General features: G+C 70.8%; 14 protein-coding genes and 3 pseudogenes. 8 read left to right on the forward strand and 9 right to left on the reverse strand.

The features are described 5' to 3' along the window. Positions 1-112 precede the first annotated feature (112 nt). Positions 113-2,584 carry a hypothetical protein gene (locus ACZ69I_RS20105; RefSeq protein WP_470833617.1) on the forward strand — a complete coding sequence of 824 codons (2,472 nt, stop codon included), beginning with the start codon at positions 113-115 and terminating at the stop codon, positions 2,582-2,584. A gap of 43 nt (positions 2,585-2,627) precedes the next feature. Here the strand turns inward: ACZ69I_RS20105 and ACZ69I_RS20110 are convergent, their stop codons facing one another. Beyond that, a complete protein-coding gene (locus ACZ69I_RS20110) occupies positions 2,628-2,897 on the reverse strand; it encodes a hypothetical protein (protein ID WP_470833865.1) in 270 nt (89 codons plus the stop codon). A 40-nt stretch (positions 2,898-2,937) separates the two neighbouring features. Beyond that, a pseudogene (locus ACZ69I_RS20115) lies at positions 2,938-3,459 on the reverse strand (SDR family oxidoreductase); the annotation flags it as partial. Between the two features lie 130 nt (positions 3,460-3,589). Here ACZ69I_RS20115 and ACZ69I_RS20120 point away from each other — a divergent pair. Further along, positions 3,590-3,958: pseudogene (locus tag ACZ69I_RS20120) on the forward strand (AMP-binding protein); the annotation flags it as partial. Between the two features lie 165 nt (positions 3,959-4,123). Here the strand turns inward: ACZ69I_RS20120 and ACZ69I_RS20125 are convergent. From ACZ69I_RS20125 to ACZ69I_RS20140, 4 genes are all read right to left on the reverse strand, one after another. Next, positions 4,124-5,353: a CynX/NimT family MFS transporter gene (locus tag ACZ69I_RS20125; RefSeq protein ID WP_470833618.1), complete on the reverse strand. Its 1,230-nt coding sequence runs from the start codon at positions 5,351-5,353 to the stop codon at positions 4,124-4,126. Next, positions 5,350-6,084, reverse strand: coding sequence for a FadR/GntR family transcriptional regulator (locus tag ACZ69I_RS20130; RefSeq protein WP_470833619.1), 735 nt, complete (start codon positions 6,082-6,084; stop codon positions 5,350-5,352). The genes ACZ69I_RS20125 and ACZ69I_RS20130 overlap by 4 nt, the downstream gene beginning before the upstream one ends. Positions 6,085-6,211: 127 nt before the next feature. After that, the gene (locus ACZ69I_RS20135) at positions 6,212-6,460 is read right to left on the reverse strand and encodes a WhiB family transcriptional regulator (RefSeq protein WP_467673294.1); all 249 of its coding nucleotides are present in this window, start codon (positions 6,458-6,460) and stop codon (positions 6,212-6,214) included. 282 nt (positions 6,461-6,742) lie between these two features. Next, a complete protein-coding gene (locus tag ACZ69I_RS20140) occupies positions 6,743-7,546 on the reverse strand; it encodes a VOC family protein (protein WP_470833621.1) in 804 nt (267 codons plus the stop codon). A gap of 237 nt (positions 7,547-7,783) precedes the next feature. On the opposite strand from ACZ69I_RS20140, the gene ACZ69I_RS20145 reads away from it, so the two are divergent. Further along, a complete protein-coding gene (locus ACZ69I_RS20145; RefSeq protein WP_470833622.1) occupies positions 7,784-9,022 on the forward strand; it encodes a glycoside hydrolase family 64 protein in 1,239 nt (412 codons plus the stop codon). Between the two features lie 15 nt (positions 9,023-9,037). On the opposite strand, the gene ACZ69I_RS20150 is transcribed toward ACZ69I_RS20145, so the two are convergent. Both ACZ69I_RS20150 and ACZ69I_RS20155 read right to left on the reverse strand, forming a co-directional pair. Continuing rightward, positions 9,038-10,069 (reverse strand): LacI family DNA-binding transcriptional regulator, encoded by a 1,032-nt coding sequence (locus ACZ69I_RS20150; RefSeq protein WP_470833623.1) that lies wholly within the window; start codon positions 10,067-10,069, stop codon positions 9,038-9,040. 519 nt (positions 10,070-10,588) lie between these two features. Further along, positions 10,589-11,644, reverse strand: coding sequence for a multicopper oxidase domain-containing protein (locus ACZ69I_RS20155; RefSeq protein ID WP_470833847.1), 1,056 nt, complete (start codon positions 11,642-11,644; stop codon positions 10,589-10,591). A gap of 214 nt (positions 11,645-11,858) precedes the next feature. Between ACZ69I_RS20155 and ACZ69I_RS20160 the strand changes: the two genes are divergently transcribed. Together ACZ69I_RS20160 and ACZ69I_RS20165 are read left to right on the forward strand one after the other, a co-directional pair. Next, positions 11,859-14,384: a ThuA domain-containing protein gene (locus ACZ69I_RS20160; protein WP_470833624.1), complete on the forward strand. Its 2,526-nt coding sequence runs from the start codon at positions 11,859-11,861 to the stop codon at positions 14,382-14,384. A 59-nt stretch (positions 14,385-14,443) separates the two neighbouring features. Next, positions 14,444-16,621 carry an OmpL47-type beta-barrel domain-containing protein gene (locus ACZ69I_RS20165; protein WP_470833848.1) on the forward strand — a complete coding sequence of 726 codons (2,178 nt, stop codon included), beginning with the start codon at positions 14,444-14,446 and terminating at the stop codon, positions 16,619-16,621. A gap of 113 nt (positions 16,622-16,734) precedes the next feature. Here ACZ69I_RS20165 and ligD read toward each other — a convergent pair whose 3' ends face one another. Continuing rightward, positions 16,735-17,766, reverse strand: a complete 1,032-nt coding sequence (gene ligD / locus ACZ69I_RS20170) for a non-homologous end-joining DNA ligase (protein WP_470833626.1) — start codon at positions 17,764-17,766, stop codon at positions 16,735-16,737. A gap of 54 nt (positions 17,767-17,820) precedes the next feature. On the opposite strand from ligD, the pseudogene ACZ69I_RS20175 reads away from it, so the two are divergent. From ACZ69I_RS20175 to ACZ69I_RS20185, 3 genes and pseudogenes are all read left to right on the forward strand, one after another. Next, positions 17,821-17,940 (forward strand): annotated as a pseudogene (locus ACZ69I_RS20175) (winged helix-turn-helix transcriptional regulator); the annotation flags it as partial. Between the two features lie 37 nt (positions 17,941-17,977). Continuing rightward, a complete protein-coding gene (locus ACZ69I_RS20180) occupies positions 17,978-19,048 on the forward strand; it encodes an ATP-dependent DNA ligase (protein WP_470833628.1) in 1,071 nt (356 codons plus the stop codon). A gap of 163 nt (positions 19,049-19,211) precedes the next feature. Continuing rightward, positions 19,212-20,996: a hydroxysqualene dehydroxylase gene (locus ACZ69I_RS20185; protein WP_470833629.1), complete on the forward strand. Its 1,785-nt coding sequence runs from the start codon at positions 19,212-19,214 to the stop codon at positions 20,994-20,996. Positions 20,997-21,037 lie beyond the last annotated feature (41 nt).

The raw sequence follows: 21,037 nt of genomic DNA on the forward strand, positions 1-21,037 counted from the left end.
CTCCTCGTCCATACGTCCTCGCCCCACCCGTTCCGCGCCCGTTGTCCCGGCAGGAGTCGTATCGATTTACGACCGCCCTGCGCGGTGCAACGGTGGGCGAGGGGGTGAACCCATGGCGCAGACCCATGAATGGATGTTCTACGAGGTCATGTGGCGCAGTTGGACGGGCAGGGCGCAGGTGCCCTACCCCGTGCCCTGGTGGGCGCAGCAGGCCTTCCGGCGCTGGAGCGACGACTTCGACTCCGGCACGTACGAATCGAAGGAGGCCGCCCTGGCCTCCAACGCCCTCTACCGCTACTGGCACATGGTGGGCGTGAAGGACCACCACCAGGAGTCCCTGGTCGGCCAGGCCGGTGAGATCGAGCCGGTCTACGACAAGTACTGCCTGCTCTTCTTCCTGTACGACCCGGCGACGGGCGCCCTGCACCTGCCGCAGCTGGCCGAGGCCGGCACGGTGGGGCAGCGCATGGAGGCCCCGTATCTGCCGGTGGTCCTCACGGACTTCCGTACGCCGGACGGCGTCGAGCTCGTGCAGCGCACCTTCGCGACGACCGTGGGCGTGCGACAGCGCGACCTCGTCGTGACCCGCCTGACGGTGGGCAGCGCGACCGGGCAGCCGCGCGAGGGCTGGCTCTGCGCGGCGGTCGTGCCGACGGGACCGAGCGGCTTCCAGCGGCACGACCGCAACGGCCGCCAGATCACCGACCGGCGACTGACGTTCCTGCGGCACCTCCCGGCGGAGAACCGGGTGGAGACCAACAGCGGCTGGGGCCCGGTGTTCGACACGGCCCCCGAGCAGTACGGCGTGTACGGCAACCCGGACTTCAGCTACGACCCCGGCACCTATCTGGCGCACAGCCCGTTCCACGACCTGGTGATGGGCGGCAAGCTGAACGGCGCGGCTCAGGCGCAGGACCAGATCGCCGGGATGTGCAGCGCGGCGTTCGCCTGGCCGTTCCGGGTCATCGACGACGCCGTGTTCGAGCTGGACGTGCGGCTGCCCGTCGACCTGTACAGCGGGGCCGACGACCTGGTCGAGATCACGGCGACCCCGGCCGCCGATCTGGAGGCGGCCAACCGGACGTTCTGGACGTCGAAGCTGGTCGGCCAGGGCCTCCAGCCCGAACTGCCGCGCCCGGTCACACACTTGACCGACCTCTTCCGGGAGTCCCGGGCGCAGCTGCTCATCCTCTCCGACCACGGGGAGATCCACCCGGGGCCGACGGTCTACGACTCGTTCTGGATCCGTGACTCGTCCGTCGAGGCCACGGCCTGCTCGCTGGTGGGCGACGACGCGCTCGCCGAGCGCCAGCTGGGCACGCACTACCCGCTGAAGTTCAACCGCGGCACGGGCCGGATCGGCCCGTGCGCCGAGTACGGCTTCTACGGCGGTCCGCACGAGCGCGACGACCGCGAGTGGGACAGCAACGGCCAGGCGCTCTGGGCGATCGGCCGCTTCGACCGCGTGCGGGGCCGGGCCGCGGGGTTCGGCGCGAAGCTCTACACGCCGTACGTCGTCGACGGCGCCCGGTGGCTGCGCGACAACCGCGACCAGTACGGCCTGCTGCACAGCGGCTGGAGCGCGGAGCACCTGGGCGAGCGCGACAAGCCACACTACTGGGACGACCTGTGGGCGCTGGCCGGGCTGTACGAGGCGGCGCGGCTCGCCGAGCGCATCGGCTCGCCGGACGTGCCCGAACTCTGGGCCGCCTTCGACGACATGAAGCAGGCGACGGCGGCCTCGGTGCGCTGGGTCCTCGCGGAGCAGCGCGGGCGCGGGGCCTGGGAGACGTACATTCCCACCGGACCCGGCGACGTGGGACGGCTCGACTCGACGATGATCGGCGCCGCGGCCTTCTTCCATCCGCTGCGCCTGCACATGGGCAGCAAACTGGGCCCGGACATCGACGCGGCGGCGCGCTCCACACTCGACACGATGTACGCCCACTTCGTGTCGGGCGGCTATCGGCACGAGGCCGCGTGGAACGCCTACGGCCCGTACCTGACCACGCAGTTGGCGCACGCGTATCTGCTCGCCGGAGATCCGGCCCGGATGGACGCACTGCTCGGCTGGATCGTCCGGGCGTCGTTCCCGCGCACGCAGGAACGGGCGGTCGCGCTCGGCGCCTGGAACGAGCAGCACGCGTTCACCGTCGCCTCGGACTTCCACGAAGTGCCGTCCCGCCCCTGGTACATGGGCGACATCCCGCACGGCTGGGCCGCCGCCGAGTACCTGCTCCTGATCCGCGACATCCTGCTCTTCGAGGCGGACGAGGACCACGACCCGCATGTGTACATCGCACCGGGCGTACGTCCCCACTGGGTGCCGGACGGGGAGACGGTGGCCGTCGAGTCGGCGCCGACGCTGTTCGGTGAGCCCTTCGGGTACCGGCTCACGCACGACGCCGGCCGGCGGGCGGTGACCGTCGAGGTCACCCAGGCTCCGGAGGGGGTGCGGTACGTCTACCCGTGCCGGTTCGGGCAGGTGCGGTCGGTGGCGGCGGACGGCCGGGAGCTGCCCGTCTCCGGTGATGACGTCCATGTGCCCGCGGGGACGCGGCGGTTCGTCGTGACGTACGCCTGAGGTGTGCGCACGGACGGAGCAGCAGGCGGAGTGGCGCGTCCGGTCACAGGAGGTGTTGCGAGCGGAGGTCCGCCACGTATTTGGCGATCAGGTCCGGTGACAGGTGCGGGATGTCGGTCTCCTCGTTGAAGGCGGCGGCCCGCACCGCGGCGCGGAACCGGTGCGCCGGCAGGGCTGATCCGGGCACCGGCTCCGCCGGTCGCGCGAAGGCGTGCAGCAGGGGGGGCAGCGTGTGCTGTCGCTGCCGGTGGGGCAGGCCGCGCATGGCGGTCTCGAAGCGGTCGAGCCACTCGTCGTAGTCGTCGACGCGCACCACCGAAGACGACGGCGACCGTCGACAGGAAGGTGAACCGCTTGATCCGGGAGGTGACCGCGAGTCGGATCAGTTCGGCCGTGCCGAGCACGTTGGGGCCGAACAGCTGCTCGTACGGTAGGACATGGTTGACGAGCGCCGCCGGGTGAACGATCAGGTCCACGGTGTCGGCCAGCCGCTGCCAGGTCTCCCTGTCGAGCCCGAGGTCGCTCTCCCCCACGTCGCCCGCGAGCACCTCCAGGTGGTCGGCGGCCACCTCCTGGTAGCGCAGCAGGAGTTCCGGGTCCCCGCCGTCGAAGGCCGCGTCGAGGCGCGCCCGGGCCGACTCGTCGGTGCCGCCACGGACCACGCACACCAGCGTGCCGTCGCGCTCCCCGACACGCTCCAGCCATTCGAGGCACAGGAAGCGGCCCAGGTAGCCGTTGGCGCCGGTCAGCAGGACGGTCCGGGCCTCGGGCAGCGGGCCGTCCTGCCCGGCGGCCGTCGCCATGGTCTCCGCACCGAGGAACGCGTCCAGTGCCAGATCACCGGCGACGAGCCGCGTCGCGCCCGGGCCGTGCATGCTGTCGGCGGTGGGGCGGCGGTGTCCCGACGCGAGGGCCTTCTCGATGTGGTCGGCCAGGTCCCGATGAGGAAGTCCCGTGGGATCTCATACGAGTTGAGCCCGGCCGCGGCAGCGATGTGCCGCAAGGATGCGCGCAGGCTCGTCCGGAGGCGCCCGGTGTCCCCGCCGATGCGGTCGAGCGCGTCGCGGGTGGGCACGACGACCGCGAGCAGGTAGGCGCGGGCGCTGTTGCCGTAGACGAAGACCTGCTCGACGAGCGGGCTGTCGGCGAAGAGGTTCTCCAGGCGGGGCACGGCCACGAACTCGCCCTGGGAAACGGGTCGGCCCGGTGGCCTCCGAGTGGCGGCACCATGCTGAACTCGCCCTACAGCAGCACGACTTCGTCGCACTGCTCGGTCCCACAAGCGTCGAGCACACCATCGCGGAGTTGGCGTGCGTCCGCGCCGGTACCGTAAGTGTCCCTCTGCAGGCCGGTGCCTCCGCGGAGCAACTGGCCCCCGTCGTCGCGCAGACCGCACCGCGCCTGCTCGCGGTGGACACGGCCCACCTGGAGGTCGCCCTCCAACTCGCGGTGGACGCACCGTCGCTGGCGGTGAGTGTGTCGAACCGTTTCACGGTCTTGAAGACCGTTCGTGTGGGGGGGGGTGATCAGCGGGGCGCGTCACAGCACGTGGCGGTCGCGCCCCGCGCCGTATCCGGCACCTGCCATGACCAGGCCGAGGACGGCCAGGACCACGAGCGGGAGGGTCCAGCTGTTCGTGGCGTCGTGCAGGATGCCGAGGAGGAGAGGTCCTGCCGCCGCCACGAGGTACCCGATGGACTGCGCCATGCCCGCAAGAGCGGCGGCTCCACCGGCGCCGGCCGCACGCTCGCTCTGGAAGGTCAGCGCGAGGACCAGGCACACGCCGCCGCCCAGGCCGAGCAGGGTGCACGCCACGACGGACAGGCCGGGGGCGGAGAGGAGCACGGCGAACCCACCGGCCATGACGAGCGAAGCCGCGGCCGCGGTCCATCGCTGGTCGTGACGGCCCCGGGTGAGCAGGGGCAGGAGGCTGCTGGCCGCCAGGGCGACCAACTGGTAGTAGAAGAGCATCCAGCCGGCCGAGGTGCTGCTCGCGCCGTGGTGAATCAGAATGCTGGGCAGCCAGGCGACGGCGGTGTAGAAGGCCAGGGACTGCAGGCCCATGAACATGCTGACCTGCCAGGCGAGCCGCGACCGCCAGGGCGCCGGGCTGCGGGTCACGCCACCGGCGGACCGCGGCCCGTCGTCCCGCATCCGGGGCAGCCAGACGACGAACGCCACCACGGTGAAGGCCAGCCCCCAGGCGAGGGCGGTGTGCCAGGAGCCGGGCAGGGCGTGGGCGAGCGGCGCGGAGATCCCGGAGGAGACCGCGGCCGTGACACCCATGACGGTGATGTAGAGGGCGCTGACGCCGTGGATGCGGTGGGCGGGCACGTTCCGCCTGATCAGTGCGGGCAGCAGCACATTGCCGAACGCGATGGCGGCGGACAGCAGCACGGTCCCGGCGAAGAGGCAGATCACCGAGGGGAGCGACCGGACGACCGTGCCGACGGACAGCGCGCCGAGCGCGGCCACCAGCAGGCGCGCGGTGCCGAAGCGGTGCGAGGCGCGGGCCACGAGAGGCGATGTCGCGGCGAACGTCAGCAGCGGAAGGGTGCTCAGCAGCCCGCCCCAGCTCGCCGTCAGGCCACTGCCGTGCTCGATCTGCGGCAGCAGCGTGCCGACGCCGGTGAGGCTGGTGCGCAGGTTCGCCGCCACGAGGCAGATCGCGAGGACGAGCCCGATCGGGACGGCGGTATCGGTGGGATCGAGACCTTGCGCCCCCGTGTCGGAGCGCCTGCGGGATATCGCGGCGAGCCGTGGACTCACCGCCCGTCCGCCGCTCTTGTCGCCTTGTCCTCGTGGTCGCGGGCGGGTTCGCCCTCGTGGTCGCGGGTGAGCTGGACGATCGCGGCCGCCGCGGTCCTGGCGCCGTCCTCGTCGCGGGCCTCGATCGCGTCGACCAGTCGCCGGTGCAAGTCCGCATGCCGCTCGGCGGCGGTGGCGTCCCAGGGCAGGCCCCCCAGGGAGGAGGTGAGCGCCGTGCCGAGGTAGTCGTACACCTCGATCAGGAGGTCGTTTCCGCTCGCCCGGACGACGGCCCGGTGGAACAGCGCGTCGACGTTACCGGCCGCGGACATGTCCTCGCCCGCGCAGGCCGCGTCGGCGTCGGCCAACAGCGCCCGCAATTGGTTCAGTTGATCCTCGCTGCGACGCAGGGCGGCGGCCCCCGAGGCGTACTCCTCCAGGACGGTGCGCAGTTCGAGTACGTTGTCCCGCTGCGCGGAACTCGCTCGCCGCACCATGACCGACTGGAGCTCGCTCGACGCCCGGACATACGTGCCGTCCCCGACCCGGGCTTCCAGCAGGCCCAGGTGCACGAGCGCGCCGAGCGCCTCCCGCAGCGTGCTGCGCCCGACCCCGAGCTCCTCGATGAGGGCCTGCTCCGGCGGAATCCGCGTCCCGACCGGCCAGCCCCCCGCTTCGATGTGTGCGCGAAGGCTGTCCACGAGCTGCGCGGACAGGCTTGCGGCCCGCCGCGGTGTACTGATCGGTTTCATGGAAACAGCATACATACAGAGGTCAGACATTTGAACATCGCATGACGCCTTGGGGCGCACGACTGCCCGCCGAGCCCGGTCGCGTTCGCTGACGCGGCCGGGCTCGGCGGGTGTGAGGAGCGATGTCTCAGGCGTGGGATTCGCGTCTGAGGGCGTACCGCTCCTTCTCGGAGAGGCCACCCCAGACGCCGAATCGCTCGTCGTTCTTCAGTGCGTACTCCAGGCAGGCCGCGCGCATCTCGCACATCCGGCAGATGTCCTTCGCCTCGCGCACCGAGCTACCGGGCTCGGGGAAGAAGAAGTCTGCTCCGGTCTGGGCGCACAGCGCCTGCTCCTGCCAGGCGAGTTCCGGCTCGGCTGTCATGTCGATCTGCATGCCGCCGATGCTGTCCCATCGCGCGAAACAAGCAATCAACGATTGATCAACGAACGACCGGGCGAGCCTCCCTCGCCTGTACGCGGCTCCGCGCGACCCGCCCCGTACGCTCCGCCCGCAGGCCCCACCCGTACGCCCCGTGAGCACTGCCCATCACCCGACACCGTGAAACGCCCTCGCGAAACGCCCTCGCGAAACGGCCTCGCGAAACCACCTGCCCGGGTGCGGGGGGGACAGCAAGGCGGGGATGATGAGCGGTGCCGGGCCCTCAACAACCGCCGGTCACGCACCTCCCTGCACACCGGAGGGAGACGGCTGCAGCACCGCGAACCGCGCTCCCGCCGGGTCCGCGAGCTTCGCGAAGCGGCCCACGCCCTCCATCTCCACGGTGTCCATCCGGACCGTGCCCCCACCCTGCCGGGCCGTGGCGACCGCGTCGTCGCAGTCGGTCACCTGGAAGTACGGCAGCCAATACGCCCCCGCATCCGCTTCGACGGGGTCGGCGGCGAGCGGCACCACCCCGCCGAACATGTCGTCCGCGGTACCGTCCGCGGGGTGCACCATCGTGTACGACCCGCCGGGGAAGGCGGCCTCGGTCGTCTGCCAGCCGAACACCGCGCCGTAGAACGCGACGGCCGCCGCGACATCCGGGGTGTACAGCTCGGTCCAGACCAGGCCGCCCGGTTCGTTCAGGACATCGAGACCCTTGAGCTCGCCCTGCTGCCACACGGAGAACGGGACGCCCGCGGCATCGACGAGGCCCGCCATGCGGCCGAGGTCGAGGATGTCCACGGCCTCGAAGAGCGTCCGGCCGCCGGCCTGCTCGACCGCCTTCGCCGTGGCGTCCACCTCCGGTGTGCGGAAGTAGAGCGTCCAGGACGGGGGCGCCTCATCGGCGGAAAGGGCCATCGCACCCGCGGCGGTGCGGTCGGCGAGCTGATACTGGCTGTAGCCGCCCACGTCCTCGGCGCCCTGCCGCAGCTCCCAGCCGAACAGGGAGCGGTAGAACTCCCCGACGCTGCCGAGGTCGGGCGCGCACATGTCCACCCAGACAGGGGCGCCCGTCACGAAACGGTTATTGAGCATGATCGACTCCTTTGTCGCATGTCTCTTCCGTTCTTCCGAGTCTGGCACTGGGCACTGACAATCCGCCTCTTCCCGCCCCACGTCGCCATTTGATGAAGAGAGAATATTTTTGAGAGCGCTCTCAGTCACAACTCTTGACGCCGCATTCAGCCGTCGGGACAGTGGTGCATCACCCCCGAGGCATCCCTGAAGGCACCCCCACAACCTCCCCCCACGCAACCGCGCAGGAGACTTTCCGTGATATCGCGTCGAACGTTCCTGACCTCCACAGCCGGCGCCGCGGGCGCCCTCGGCCACCCCCTCTGGGGCAGCGCCCTCGGCCCCGACGCCCGGGCGGGCGGCCGGGCCGCGCCCGCCACCTGCGAACTGGCCCTCGCGAACAAATCCCTCCCCGGCCAGGTCCGCGCCTACGTCACCGGCCACGAACAAGGCACCGGCCGCTGGGTACTGCTCAAGCCGGACGGCGGCGTCTACCGTCCCGAGTCGCCCTCGGCGCCCCAGACCCCCCTGCCCGTCGACTGCGCCATCCCCCTCGGCGCCGCCGGATCCGCGCCGAAGGTGCTGACCCTGCCTCAGATGTACGGCGCCCGGATCTACTTCGTGCGCGACGACAAGCTGGACTTCTTCCTCAACCCGGGCCCGGCCCTCGTCGAACCCGCCTTCGCGACCCCCGAGGACCGCAACTACGGCCGCACCTGGTCGTTCTGCGAGTTCACCTTCAACCCCCAGCAGCTCTACGCCAACATCAGTTACGTCGACCTCGTCACCGCGCTGCCCATCGGCCTGACCCTGACCGGCGACGCCACGCACACCGTCGCCCCGCTGCCCGACGGCGCCGTCGGCAGGATCGCCGCGGACCTCGTGGCGCAGGCGGCGAAGGACGGGCAGCCGTGGGACAAGCTGGTCATCCGCGGCTCCGGTGGCGGCGTGCTGCGGGTGATCTCGCCGCAGAACCTCATGGCGCCGTACTTCGACAGGCCGGACCGGATGCCGTTCCGCGACGTGTGGAACGGCTACGTCGACCAGGTCTGGGACAAGTACCGCTCCACGGACCTCAGGATCGACCTGCAGGGCGGCCGGGGCGTGTTCACCGGGCGCGTCAGCGGCGACATCCTGACGTTCAACGGCGGCCACTCCTTCGCCAAACCCACCTCGAAGGACATCTTCACCTGCAACCACGGGCCGTTCGCCAACAACCCGGGCGACCCCGACGACAAGAAGGGCCTGCTCGCCCGGCTCGCCGCCGGCTTCAACCGCAGCATCATGCTCACCCACCCCGAGCAGCCGGGCGGCACGACGACGGCCGACTACTACCGGGGCACGGTGACCAACCACTGGTCACGGGTGGTGCACGCCAACTCCCCCATCGGGTACGCGTTTCCGTACGACGACGTACGCCCCGACGGGCAGCCCGACGTGTCGGGCGCCGCGCACGACGGCAATCCGCGGCGCTTCACGGTGAGCGTGGGGTCCTAGGGTCCTTCGTTCGGATCAGGCCGAGGCCCTGCGCACCAGGGACGTCGGCAGGACCACTCCGGCCGGTTCGGCGGCGGGCTCCTCGGCCGTTCTGCCGCGCAGCAGCATCCGGGCCATCAACCGGCCCATCTCCTCGATGTCCTGACGCACCGTCGTCAGCGGCGGGTCGGTCTGCTCGGCCACCGGATACATGTCGTCGAAGCCGACCACCGCCACGTCGTCCGGCACCCTCCTGCCCCGCTCGCGCAGCACCCGGAGGGCGCCGGACGCGGTCAGGTCGTTGGCGGCGAAGACCGCGTCCAACTCCGGTTCCCTGTCCAGCAGTTCCCGCATCGCGCGCTCGCCGCCCGCGGGCGTGAAGTCGCCCTCGGCGATCAGCCGCGGATCGACGTCGCCGAGGACGTCGCGGAATCCGTCGAGCCGGTCGACCGCGGAGGTCTGGTCGAGGGCGCCGGTGATGTGCGCGACGCGGGCGCGACCCAGGCCGACCAGATGGCGCACCGCCTCACGGGCGCCGCCCCGGTTGTCGCAGTCCACGTACGACACCCTCGGCCCGGCACCGCCTTCCTGCGGCCAGCCGGGGCGTCCGCCGAACACCGTGGGCACGCCCGCGCTCCGGATGATGCCGGGCAGCGGGTCGTCGAGGTGCAGCGAGAAGACGAGGGCGCCGTCGACATGGCCTCCCGCGAGATACCGGCCGACCCGCTCGTGGTCGTCCCGCCCCTCGGTGAGCAGCAGCACCAGCTGAATGTCCTGGGAGGTCAACTCCTTGCTGATGCCCCGAAGTTGCAGCGCGAAGAACGGGTCGGCGAACACCCGGGTCTCGGGCTCGGCGATCACCACGGCGACCGCGTCGTGGCGCCGGGTGACCAGGCTGCGGGCGGCGCGGTTGGGCACGTAGCCGAGCTCGTCGACCGCGTGCCGCACCTTCTCTGCCAGCACCTCCCGCACCCCCGGATCGCCGTTGACGACACGGGACACGGTGGCTCTGGAGACTCCGGCGCGGGCGGCCACGGCCTCCAGGGTGGGGCGCGGTTCCTCGGTCACCTTCGGTCACTCCTCCCTGACGGTGTCAGGAGGCATCCTCCCGTATCGCCGCCGGTGACCCGTCGGGCAGGGGAGGGCCGAGCGCGCCGGTCCGGCATGCGGTCGCTGCGCGGCCCGGCGCGCCTGCGCTGCCTTCTTCTTCAAGAAGCGGAGACAGCGCAAGCGGGCCGCGCTCCACGAGGAGTTGGCCGCGGCCCTGCGGGACCCGGACAGGGCCGTCCGCGCCAGGGCCGCGTCCGACGCGGCGGAGGCCCCGCCGAGCCGGAGTGGGCGCTGCGCGAGCCGGCGATCGGCGACGAGCTCCGGGACGACATGCGGGCGCGTCTCACGTATCCGCGCGGCGAGAGCTGGAGCGCCGAGGGGCTGGACGGTCTGGGGCGGCCGGCGGTTTCGCGCGCGATCTCGCCTTCGACCTCGCCGCCCTGCTCGCGACGCTCGTGGTGCGCCGCGATGAGCCGCTGCCCCGGCCGGGGCCGAGTCCTGGAGGGACCGCGCCCAGCACGGCATCCAGGTCAGTGACTAGTGGTGCGCGTGCTCCCCGGCGCCCTCCTTGGTCGGGGACTTCGAGGATTCCCCGGACTCGGTCCTGGACGGGGACTTCGATGACCGTTTCGACGCCGCCGCGTGATGGGGCTCGTAGTCCGGGATCGTGCCGTCCGCCTTCTTGACCAGGAACAGCCCGGCCATGCCCATGTCCGAGTGGCTCTGCACATGGCAGTGGTACATCCAGGCGCCGGCGCCCACGCCCTCCCCCGCGACGACTTGGAAACCGAAGGAGTCACCCGGCCCCGTGATCTTGTCGTCGAGGATCTGGCTCGGGTCGTCGGGACCGGTCAGCAGGCCTGTGCGGTTGTCCGCCCAGCGATGACCGTGCACGTGGAACGTGTGGTAGTACTCGCCGTGGGTGATCGAGACGAACTCGACGCGGTCGCCCACGGTGGCCTCGAAGGCCGGACTGTCGTGGCCCGCCTTGTTGTTGATCGTCATGTCGTTGAAGACGATCGTGAAGGTCTTGTCGGGCAGCGGGTCGCCCTTGCGCCGCACGATCAGCGGCCCGTAGAGCCCCTTGCGGACGCCGCCGGTGCCGTGATCGGTGCCGACCACGTGGTCGTGGTAGTGCCAGTAGCCCGCGGTGCCGGGGCGCCAGGTGCCGTCCTTGCGGCGGCCCGGGGCGTGCGTGCGCCAGGTGTACGTGCGCTTGCCGCCCGGCTCGACGTGGCTCCTGGTGTGCCGGGTGCCGTCGCTGGAGATCTCGTAGTCCATGCCGTGAACGTGCAGGCTGGCGTCCACGTCCATGGTGTTCTCGAACTCGATGTGCAGGGTGTCGCCCTCGTTGAGCTCGATGAGCGGCCCGGGAATGGTCGCCTTGCCCTTCTCCAGGCCGTATCCCATCTGCCCGTCCGGGAGCTTCTCCGCGTACAGCTTGATGCGCTTGACCTCGCCGCCCGCGGGCGCGGTCCTCGGCGCCTCGGCCGTGCTCGCGTCGGGCGCGCCCGCGACCGACAACGATGTCACCCCCGCTGCCGCCGCCGCGCCGCCCACGAGCATCCGCCGGTTGAAACTCCGCCTGTCCAAGTTGCGTCGAGCCATGACGAACCCCCCACTGCGGTACGGAGACTGACGGGGCGTCGAGGGCCCCGGGGACGGCCACACGGTATCGGCCGGATCTTTGTTTATCCACACGCAGGACAAAGTTGGTGCTATCACGGTGATACCTATTGGCGAGTTGCGAAAAGAGGTCTAGCTTCGTCGGCGCTGTTGCTGTGACCGACGAGGGGTGGGTGTACTCATGCGGCGCACACCGCATCAAAGGCCCTTGGCAGTACGAGGGTTGAGCAGATCACGACCGATATCGAGCCACTCGCGCCGGGCCTGGGCCGCCGCGCTGCTGTCCGGCGCCCTGGTCACCGGGGCGCTCTCGACGCAGGCCGCGTCCGCGCGGCCGTACCCGGAACCGGCGTTGACAACGATGTCTCTGCCCTCGCCGCCCGGCGGGGCCAACGTGAAGGTCCTGGTCTTCCACGGCTCCGCGGCGGGCGGCGACGAATCCCCCGTCGTCGACGCCGGTATCGAGGCCATCGAGAAGATCGGCCGGTCCGGCCCGGCCGCCCAGCGGTTCAGGATCGAGGCCACGGACGACCCGGCCGTCTTCACCGACGCGGCCAAGCTCGGCAAGTTCAACACCGTCACGTTCCTGACCGGCGGCGGCGACATCCTCGACCCCGAGCAGGAAGCGGGCCTCGAGGCTTACATGGAGGCCGGCGGCGGCTTCCTCGGCATCCACGACGCGGCCCGCGCCGAACCGTACTCGAACTGGTTCACCGGACTCGTCGGCGCCCGCCCCGCGGATTCCGGCCCGACGGACGTCCAGCGCGCGACCGTCGAGGTCGGCGACCGCGAGAACCCGGCCACCAAAGGCCTTCCGCTCCAGTGGAAGCGCCCCGACCAGTGGCTGAACTGGACGAAGAACCCCTCCGGCGACGTGCACACGGTCGCCCGCGTACGGGAGTCGACGTACCAGCCGGGCGCGGGCAAGAACGGCGCGGACCACCCGGTGTCCTGGTGCCGCGACTACGACGGCGGCCGGTCCTTCTACACGGGCATGGGCGGCACCGCGGCCTCGTACGACGAAACCGACTTCCGCAGCCATCTGCGCGGCGCCCTGCTGTGGACCACGCGCCTCGCACGCGCCGACTGCAAGGCCACGATCAACGCCAACTACAAGGCCGAGCGCCTCACCCAGCCCAACCAGCCGGGGAAGAACGACCAGATCGGCGAGCCGCACGGCCTGGTCACCGCACCCGACGGCAAGGTCCTCTACATCGGCCGCGGCGGCGCCGACTCCTCGCAGCCGGTCGTGACCGACTGGAACAACCCCGACGTCGGCAAGGGCACGGGCGAGATCCACGTCTACGACCCGAAGACCAGGAAGTCGACGCTCGCGGGCGCGCTGACCGTCTTCGGCAACAAGGGCGGCGGCGACGAGCTGATCAAGGTCGAGGAGGGCCTCCTCGGCATCGAGCTCGACCCGAAGTTCGAGCAGAACGGATGGGTGTACCTGCACTACACACCCCACGCGAAGATCAACCGCGAGACCCACATGGCCGAGCGGTACGTCTCCCGCTTCACGCTCGACCGGAGCACCGACAAGCTGGCCATGGGCAGCGAGAAGGTGCTACTCAAGTGGCCGGTGCAGATCCACAGTTGCTGCCACGCGGGCGGCGGGATGGCCTGGGACTCCAAGGACAACCTGTACATCGCGACCGGTGACAACAACTCCTCCGGATTCAGCGACGGTTACTCGGGCAACAACCCGCAGCCGAACTTCAAGGGCGTCTCCTTCGCGGACGCACGCCGCACCGCCGGCAACACCAACAACCTCAACGGCAAGATCCTGCGCATCCACCCGGAGCCCGACGGGACGTACACGCTCCCCGAAGGCAACCTCTTCACGGGCAAGGAGCAGGACGAGGGCGGCGGCAAGACGCGCGGTGAGATCTACGTGATGGGCGTCAGGAACCCTGCGCGCATCTCCGTCGACAAGAAGACGGACACCCTGTACGCGGGGTGGGTCGGCCCGGACGCCGGTGCCCCGTCGACGACGTGGGGTCCCGCGAAGTACGACACGTTCGCCGCGATCACGCACGCCTCCAACCGCGGCTGGCCGTACTGCATGGGCAACAACCAGCCCTACCGCGACCGCAATCTGCCCGACCCGACGAAGCCGCTCGGCTGGTACGACTGCAAGAACCTCAAGAACGAGTCGCCCAACAACGACGGCCTGGTGAACATCCCGCCCGCCGAACCCAACAACATCTGGTACTCGCCGCAGGGCGGCGGCGTCGACTACCCGCGCGACGCAGGCGGCGTGCCGAGCTACAAGACGTCCGAGCAGAAGACGCTCCTGCCGTGGCTCAAGGGCGGCGGCCAGGCGACCATGAACGGCCCGGTCTACCGGTATGACGCCGCGAACGAGAGCGCCGACAAGTGGCCCTCGTACTGGGACGGCAAGTGGTTCGTGGGCGACTTCTACGACGGTGACCAGCCGCGGCACGCGGTCCTCATGGACCCGAAGAACGTCGGCAGCGGCGGTCTGCCCGTGCACGCCGAATCGCTGAAGAAGATCATCCCGATCGGCAACGACGGCATCAAGAACCTCATGGACTGGAAGTTCGCGCGGGACGGCTCGCTGTACGTCCTCGACTACGGCAGGGGCTTCTTCACCTCGGACGCCAAGTCGGCGCTGTGGCGCGTGACGTACAAGGGCGGCGCGGCGACCCCGGCCGCCGACGACCTGGCGAGGAGGGCGGGATGATGCGCACGTCCTGGAACAGGCCGGGCGGTACGCCACGTACCGCCGGCGGACGGCGAAGAATGTACGCGGCGCTCCTCGTGGCGCTCCTGATGGTGCTCGGGCTGACCTCGACCACGGCCGCGGCTCGTCCCGACGACACCGGGCCCGCCGCGGCGCAGACCCTCACCTGGACCGCCGACAACGACATCGCCCAGTACAAGTCGGCGCCCACCACGGCGGTGGCGGGTCCGACGACGATCGTCTTCGAGAATAGCGAGGCGACCGGCAACACGACCGGCATGCCGCACACGCTGACGTTCGACGTCTCCGACCCGGAGTACAACAACGACGTCACGCTGAACATCCTGGCCAACCCCAACGACGACCAGGGCGGCAAGCACACCGCCGAGGTCACGCTCACCCCGGGCCGCTACCGCTACCACTGCACCATCCCGGGCCACGGATCGATGCAGGGCATCTTGGTGGTGACCGAGGGCGGCGGCCAGGACACCACCGCGCCGCAGACCTCCGCCAAGGTCGAGGGGAGCACCAACTCGGCCGGTGAGTACGTCGGTTCGGCCACGGTCGCGGTGACCGCGACGGACGAGGGGTCGGGCGTCGACAAGGTCGAGTACGCGGTCGGGGCGGACGGCGCCTGGCAGCCGTACACCGCACCGGTCGTCGTCGACCAGGTCGGCACGCACAGGATCCGCTACCGGGCCACCGACAAGGCGGGCAACGTGTCGGCCGAGAAGTCCGCGGACTTCAAGGTCGTCGCGCCGCCGACGGACGACAGGACGCCGCCCGAGACGTCCGCCACGGTGGCCGGGGAGAAGAACGACCAGGGGCAGTACGTCGGCATGGCGACGGTCACGGTGACGGCCTCCGACACCGGCTCCGGCGTCAACGGGATCGAGTACGCGATCGGCGACGGCGCCTGGACCGCGTACACCGCGCCGGTCATGGTCCACGAGGCGGGCGCCCACAAGGTCCGCTACCGCGCCACCGACAAGGCGGGCAACCAGGCGGCCGAGAAGGCCGTCGAGTTCACGGTGGTCACGCCGCCGGTCGAGGACAAGACGCCGCCGGAGACCACCGCGAAGGTCGAGGGCGACAAGAACTCGGACGGCGCGTACGTCGGCAGGGCGAAGGTGACTGTCTCCGCGACCGACGCCGACTCCGGTGTCGACAAGGTCGAGTACTCCCTGGACGGCGGACCGTACCTCGCGTACACCGCCCCGGTCGTCGTCGACCGCGTGGGGCGCCACACCGTGGCGTACCGCGCGAGCGACAAGGCGGGCAACACCTCGGCGGCGCTGGACGTCTCCTTCACCGTGGCGCGGGGCGGTGGCGTACCTGCGCCCAACTGCCCGGAGCTCGACGAGCGTTCGACGGTCTTCGTGGGCACGGTCGACACGGGCATCCCCAACCGCGTCACCAACACCCGTTGCCGTATAGGTGAGTTGATCGAGGACGAAAAGGAGTGGACCTCGCACGCGCTCTTCCTGAAGCACGTCAAGGGCGTGACGGACAAGCTCCTGAAGGCGGGTGAGATCGACCAGCGGGAGTACAACAAGATCAACCGCGCCGCCAGGCAGTCCGGCATCGGCAAGCCCGGCCAGACGGACGGCTACCGCAAGATCTTCGACGGCACCCAGGCCTCCCTGGACAAGTGGGAGCAGGTCGGCGGCGGCAAGTTCGGCCTGAACCCCGACGGTTCGATCACGAGCAGCACCACCGTCGAGGGCATGGGCATGCTCTGGTTCCCCCAGCGCAAGTACGGCGACTTCTCGCTGAAGCTCCAGTGGCGGGACGACGCCCCGGGCAACGGCAACGCCAACGGCGGCGTGTTCGTGCGCTTCCCGCAGGTCCACGACCACCCGGAGGAGTCGCGTCCGGAGTGGGTCGCCATCAAGTACGGGCACGAGGTGCAGGCGCTCGACAGGCCCGACGGCGACATGTACAAGACGGGCTCGATCTACGGCTTCGACCGGGTGGGGCTCGCCGGCGCGCACGTCACCCCGAAGGGCACGTGGAACGACTACGAGATCAAGGTGGTGGACCAGCACTACTCGGTCTACCGCAACGGCGTCCTGATCAACGAGTTCGACAACACGGGCGGCCAGACGTTCACGCCGCCGCGTGGCGACGACCCGGGCACGGACGGCCGGCGGTACTCGTCCGGCTATCTCGGGCTCCAGGTGCACGGGGTCACTGACGTGATCTCGTACCGGGACGTGCGGATCAAGGAGCTGTAGCCGGTCGGCCTCTTCCGGCTGCTTCGCTTCGCGAGCGCTTGATGATCGACGCTCCGGCGCCTCCACCCGTACGGGTGGAGGCGCCGTCGCCGTGCCAGGCGGGTGCCCGCCCGCTACTCCTCGTGCCTGGCGCGGCTCGGCTGGACGCGTTTCGGCTCGCCCGGCATCTTCGGGTACTCCGGCGGGTACGGCAGGTCTCCGAGCCCGTGGTCCTGCTCGTCCTTGGTGGCCAGTTCGAGGAGTGCCTCCAGGGAGTACGCCCGGTCGTCCATGCCCGCGTGGACGTCGCCGACCTCGGCGAAGCGCCTCGGCATCGTGGCGAGGTCGAAGTCCTCCGGGACGGCGTCGTCCACCTCGTCCCAGCGCAGCGGCGCCGACACGGGGGCGTGCGGGCGGGCCCGTACCGAGTAGGCGGAGGCGATCGTGCGGTCCCGCGCGGTCTGGTTGTAGTCCACGAAGATCTTGGAACCGCGCTCCTCCTTCCACCACGCCGTGGTCACCGCGTCCGGCATCCGCCGCTCCAGCTCCCGCCCGCAGGCGATCGCGGCCCGCCGCACCTGGGTGAAGGTCCAGCGCGGCTCGATGGGTACGAAGACGTGCATGCCCCGGCCGCCGGAGGTCTTGGGCCAGCCCACGAGGCCGCCGAACTCGTCCAGGACGGCGCGCAGTTCGTGTGCGGCCCGCACCGCGGCGGCGTAGTCCGTGCCGGGCTGCGGGTCGAGGTCGATGCGGAGCTCGTCGGGGTGGTCCAGGTCGTCGCTCCGCACCGGCCAGGGGTGGAAGGTGAGGGTGTTGTACTGCGCGGCCCAGATGACCGCGGCCACCTCGGTCGGGCACATCTCGTCGGCGGTGCGGCCGCTGGGGAAGGAGATGGTGGCGGTGGGGATCCAGTCGGGATGGTTCTTCGGAACGCGCTTCTGATAGAAGAACTCACCGGCCGCCCCGTCCGGGTAGCGCTGCAGGGTGGTGGGGCGGTTCCGGAGCGCCCGGAGGATGCCGGGGCCGACGGCCACGAAGTACTCGGCGAGGTCCAGCTTGGTGAACCCCCGCTCGGGAAAGACGACCCGGTCAGGACTGGAGAGCCGCACCTCCCGCTCCCCCGTGTCGATCTGCACGGCCGCGCTCTTGCCGTTGGCTGCACCCATGCGAGCCACGCTATGCGCGTCGGGCATTCATCGCATACCGGACGATAAGCGAGCCTGGTCCGGCGCGAGGTCGAGCCGACGACACCACCCCGGGTCACCTACGGGCTCACCGCATTCGGCCAGGACGTCGGCGAGCCGCTCGGCCGGATCACGCGGCGGATGTCCACCGGCTGAACAGGCGGGGAGCCCGGCCGCCTCCTAGATTTGGGCCATGGATCTGCCGGTGATGCCGCCCGTGAAGCCCATGCTCGCCAAGCCCGTGGCGAAGATTCCACCGGGCATGCAGTACGAGGCGAAGTGGGACGGGTTCCGCGCGATCGCCTTCCGGGACGGCCAGGACGTCGAGATCGGCAGCCGCACCGGGAAGCCCCTGACCCGCTACTTCCCCGAGCTCGTCACGGCCCTGCGGGAGCGCCTCCCGGAACGCTGCGTGGTGGACGGCGAGATCGTGATCGCCAGGGACGGGCACCTGGACTTCGACGCGCTCACCGAGCGCATCCACCCCGCGGCCTCCCGCGTGACCCTGCTGGCCGAACGCACGCCCGCGTCGTTCGTGGCCTTCGACCTGCTCGCGCTCGCGGACGAGGCGCTGCTCGACGTGGGCCTCGCCGACCGGCGCGCCCTCCTGGTGAAGGCGCTGTCCGGCGTCACGCCGCCCGTCCATCTGGCGCCGGCCACCACGGACCCCGAGACCGCGCAGGCGTGGTTCGAGCAGTACGAGGGGGCGGGCCTCGACGGCGTCATCGCGAAGCCGCTCGACCTGGCGTACCGGCAGAACGAACGCCTGATGTTCAAGATCAAGCACGAGCGCACGGCGGACTGCGTCGTCGCGGGCTACCGCTTCCACAAGAGCGGCCCCGTCGTCGGCTCACTGCTGCTCGGGCTGTACGACGACGCAGGCGCCCTGCAGCACGTGGGCGTGTGCGCGGCGTTCTCGATGAAGCGCCGCGCCGAGCTCGTCGAGGAGCTGGAGCCACTGCGGATGGCGGACGCCGCCGGGCACCCGTGGGCGGCCTGGACGGACGAGTCGGCCCACGAGACGGCGCGGCTGCCCGGCGCCCCGAGCCGCTGGTCGGGCAAGAAGGACCTCTCCTGGGTGCCGCTGCGCCCGGAGCGGGTGTGCGAGGTGGCGTACGACCACATGGAGGGCGGGCGGCGCTTCCGCCACACGGCCGCCTTCCGCCGGTGGCGCGCGGACCGGGACCCGCGGAGCTGTACGTACGCGCAGCTGGAGCAGCCGGTGCGGTACGACCTGGCGGACGTGCTCGGCTCCCCCGGCTGACGGGCGCACGCGCCCCGAGGCCCCCGCACCCCCCGTAGACCCCGGCGACCACCGCAATCACGCCAATGTGCGATCAGGCCCCCGCGCACCTTCCACCCCACCGGCCGTGACCGTAGGCTCCCTCGCCTGACACGTCAGTTACCGAGGGTAATGGGGGCGGGGCATGGGGCACAGCGGTGCCGAGGGGCATACACGGCGGGGGTTCGTGGCGAGGGCCGCGGCGGTGGGCGGGGCGGCCGCGCTGGGGGTGGGAGCGCTGCCCGCGGCGGCCGCACCGGGAGCTTCCGGGGCGCGGCAGTCCGTGGCCGTGCTCGGCGGCGGCGTGGCGGGGCTGACCGCCGCCCACGAACTGGCGGAGCGGGGCTTCGCGGTCACCGTGTACGAACGCCGGGCGCTCGGCGGCAAGGCGCGCAGCATGGACGTGCCGGACAGCGCGAAGGGCAACCGCAGACCGCTGCCCGGCGAGCACGGCTTCCGCTTCATCCCGGGCATCTACCACAACCTCCCGGACACGATGCGGCGCATCCCCTTCCCCGGGAACGCGAACGGCGTGTGGGACAACCTGGTCGCGCCGCGCGAGATGTCCTTCGCCCGCACCGGCCGCGAGGACATCCGGATGCCGATCCCCTGGCCGGGCGGCAAGCCGGAGAAGCTCACCCTCGACGACATCCGGCGGGCGCTCGGCGCGCTGCTCGACACCGCGTTCAACCTCCCCGCGCACGAGGCCGCGTACTTCGTGAACCGCGCCCTGGTCTTCCTCACCAGCTGCGACGAGCGCCGCGAGGACGACTGGGAGTCGATGCCCTGGTGGGAGTTCACCCGGGCCGAGAAGATGTCGAAGGACTACCAGCGCATCCTCGTCATCGGCGTCACCCGCAACATCGTGGCGACGAAGGCCGAGGAGGCCAGCACCCGCACCGTCGGCACGCTCGGTGAGGCCTTCGTCCTCAACGCGCTCGGCCAGGGCGCGGACGGCCCGCCCGACCGCATCCTGAACGCCCCGACGAACGAGGCGTGGATCGACCCGTGGGCGGCCCGCCTCAGGGACCTCGGCGTGGAGTTCCGCATCGGCTGGACCGTGCGCGAGCTGGGCTTCGACGGCGGCCGCATCACCAAGACCGTCGTCGAGGACCCCGAAGGCGTACGGCGCGACGTCACCGCCGACCACTACGTCCAGGCCATGCCGGTGGAGCACGCGCGACGGACGTGGAGTGCCCAGATGAAGGCGGCCGACCCGCAGTTGGCGCGCTGCGACAAGCTGGAGACGGACTGGATGACGGGCATCCAGTTCTATCTGACGGAGCGACCCGCGGTCGTGAAGGGCCACTTCAACCTCATCGACTCGCCCTGGTCGCTGACCGGCATCGCGCAGGCGGGGCACTGGCCCGGGCGCGACTTCCCCACCGACTACGGGGACGGCGTCGCGGTCGACTGCCTGTCGGTGGACATCTCCGAATGGGACCGGCCGGGGATCCTGTACGGCAAGACCGCCAAGCAGTGCACCCGCGAAGAGGTCGCCAAGGAAGTGTGGGCCCAGCTCAAGGCGGCCCTCAACGACACCGGCAGGACGGTCCTGAGCGACAGCAAGCTGCACTCGTGGTTCCTCGACCCGGGCGTGTCCGGACTCGGCACGCCGAACCCCACCAACGAGGACCAGCTCCTGATCCACCCCGTCGGCACGTTCCACAACCGCCCGTCGGCCGCCACGAAGATCCCGAACCTCTTCCTCGCCGGTGACTACGTCTCCGTGGACATCGACCTCGCGACGATGGAGGGCGCCAACGCCGCGGCCCGCCAGGCGGTCAACGCCCTCCTCGACCGGGTGGGTTCGGACCAGAAGCGGTGCACGGTGACGCCGCTGTACCGCGTCCCGGAGATCGAGATCCTCAAGCGCCACGACCGCACCCGCTACCGGCTCGGCCTGCGCAACGCCCTCGATCTGGGCTGAGTCGACGGGCTGCGACCGGTCACGTTCGGGGTAGGACTCCC

Source organism: Streptomyces sp. NPDC036815 (assembly GCF_055609205.1).